Source organism: Nonomuraea sp. NPDC003707, from assembly GCF_053587055.1.
Genome location: NZ_JBSFNK010000065.1, coordinates 36,800 through 37,521 on the forward strand (window position 1 = coordinate 36,800; position 722 = coordinate 37,521).

Annotated in this window: 2 protein-coding genes; both read left to right on the forward strand. The window is 69.0% G+C overall.

What is annotated here, in order from left to right:
- Positions 1–335: hypothetical protein (locus tag ACWDRB_RS63570; protein ID WP_449911816.1), on the forward strand; the 335-nt coding region annotated here is incomplete at its 5' end.
- A 90-nt stretch (positions 336–425) separates the two neighbouring features.
- Positions 426–722, forward strand: a 297-nt coding sequence (locus ACWDRB_RS63575; protein WP_449911818.1) for a hypothetical protein, incomplete at its 3' end; no start/stop codon positions are given.

The window sequence follows — 722 nt, forward strand, 5'->3', positions numbered from 1 at the left end:
CCAGCTTCAACGACCGCGACTCGGGATCCGCCCCGGAGGCGGAAAAATACGGGGTCGCGGAGGACAACGTCCACAACCCGGAGGCGAGCTGTCCCATCGATGCTGACATCTCCGACACCACCGGCTTGGAGGTGTCCACCCGCGCGGACTGCCAGTCCGACCACGGACCCGCCACCTGCCCGGACGTGGACGCCCGGACGCGCCAACGGATCAGCCAGCCGTCCTTCAACTTGCCCGCCGTCACCGCTGGCGTCTGTAGCGAGCAGACGCTCCAGGTCGAGCACGATCCGCTCGACACCTGGCCGTTCCCTGACCAGATGAGCCCGCTGCCCTGAGCGGTGGCCGACGGATCGTGCTCTACCTGCGCCTCCAGCTTCAACGGCCGCGCCTGCGGATCGGTGCCGTAGGCTGAGAAGTAGGGGGTCGTGGTGGACAACGTCCAGAGTCCAGAGGCGAGCTGTCCCGACGATGCCGACATCTCCGACACCACCGGCTTGGAGGTGTCCACCCGCGCCATCCGCCACTCCGTCCACGGCCCCGCCACCAGCGCGCCGGGAGAAGCGGTGGACTGCACCACGGCGCGCAGGCGCCAGCGGATCGACCAGCCGTTCTGGATCCCGTCCACGACGGGCGACGTGTGCGAGGCCGCACACGGCTGTCCCGTGAAACAGGTCTCCCCGAACGTCGTGCCCTGCCCCGACCAGATCAGGCCACTACCCTGC